Source organism: Gelidibacter sp., assembly GCF_035577925.1.
In the GTDB taxonomy this organism is placed as follows: Bacteria; Bacteroidota; Bacteroidia; order Flavobacteriales; family Flavobacteriaceae; genus Gelidibacter.
The window spans coordinates 1-1,641 of the sequence record NZ_DATJCY010000039.1; the positions used below are offsets into that span (position 1 = coordinate 1).

2 pseudogenes are annotated in these 1,641 nt (G+C 32.5%); one reads left to right on the forward strand and one right to left on the reverse strand.

Annotated features, from left to right (window positions below):
* Positions 1 to 104: 104 nt before the first annotated feature.
* A pseudogene (locus VNJ50_RS01365) lies at positions 105 to 1,401 on the reverse strand (IS3 family transposase).
* Positions 1,402 to 1,532: 131 nt separating this feature from the next.
* Between VNJ50_RS01365 and VNJ50_RS01370 the strand changes: the two are divergent.
* Positions 1,533 to 1,641, forward strand: a pseudogene (locus VNJ50_RS01370) (sulfite exporter TauE/SafE family protein); the annotation flags it as partial.

Sequence of the window (1,641 nt, forward strand, 5' to 3'; positions counted from 1 at the left end):
TGATTTTGAAATGATTATGTTTTGCAACACAAATTTCGTCAACCCTTTATTAATTACAAAAAAGTTTAAATCACTGGATATACAAATAAAAATTACAGTTTAAGTTAAGCGACATTTTTGTAAAATTGATTTTGATTATTAAACTCTTCTATTGTTTTATAATTCAGTGCACGGTGCCTTCTTTTTTTATTGTACCATATTTCTATATATTCAAAAACATCTATTTTCATTTGTTCCTTTGTTACAAGCTTGTTACCGTATATTAACTCGGTTTTTAGTGATTTAAAGAAGCTTTACTCATCGTTTATATTTATTTTGGTATTCGTGATATGCTTCGCAGTTCCGCTACAGCGTTATCCCAACAGTTCCCCTTTCGGGACATACTTCGGATTACACCATAAGATTCCAATACATTGGTAAATTTCTTTGTGGCATATTGCACTCCTTGATCGGAATGGAAAATTAATCCCTTTTTTACAGGTCTGTTTTTTATTGCCATTCGCCAGGCGGCAAGTGTTGTGTCAGCGGTACTCATGGTATTGCTTAAACTCCATCCAATCATCTTTCTATCGTACAAATCTATTAAAGATGTCAGATAAACAAAACCTTCTTTGGTTTGAATATAAGTGATGTCGGACACCCAAACTTGTGAAGGTTCGGTTGGAGCAAAGTTCCGATTAAGTACATTGTCAACAATTAAATAATTGTGTTTTGAATCTGTGGTAACTTTAAATTTCTTACTTAATTTACTTCTTAAACCAATCTCTTTCATATACTTAGCAACAGTAACATGTGAAATTTTATAACCCATAGCATTTAACTCAGCAGTAATTCGCGGACTGCCATAACGTTGCTTTGAGGCAAAATAAATGGACGTTATTTGCTGTTTTATTTTGTCTTTCATAAGTGCTCTTTTTGAAGCCGGTCTGGCTTTCCATTTATAGTAACTACTTGAATGAACCTCTAAAACCTCACACATCTTTTCAATCGGAAACTCGTGTTCATGATTTTTAATAAATCTATATTTCATCGATCGCTCTTGGAAATCGAAGATTAACTTCGTTCAGTCGCAAGCTCTGGTCATGAATACTTTAATTTAAAAATATTAAACAATGAATAAAAAATGCTGATTGCTTTTTTTAATATATCTCGTTCTAATTCAGCGTCTTTTAGTTGTTTTTCAAGTAAACGAATCTTCTCTTGCTCTGGTGTTAACTTTAAGTTTCCATTGCCAGGAAAACTCCCTTCACCGAACTTCTCGTGTTCTTTTCGCCATTTGTAAAGCAAAGTAACTTTAATACCAAGTTCTCTGGCTAATTCAGAAATATTAGCTCTTTCGTTGCTTAATGCAACTGCTTTCGATTTAAAAGCTGGATCATAAATTTTTCTTTCTTTTTTCATACGTCAAAAATAAGATTTTATGCTTAACTTTAACTGGAAGCTAAGTTAGTATATCCACCCTACTTCTGTAACAAATGTTACGCGTTACATTTTTAAAATGATTGACCTTTGTGTTTCAAAATTAAATTACAATGGAAATCATAGGTTTTATAGTAACCATATTTATCGGATTATTGGTTGGATTATTTGGTGGTGGTGGCAGCATCCTAACTGTGCCTGTTTTGGTGTATTTGTTCTCTT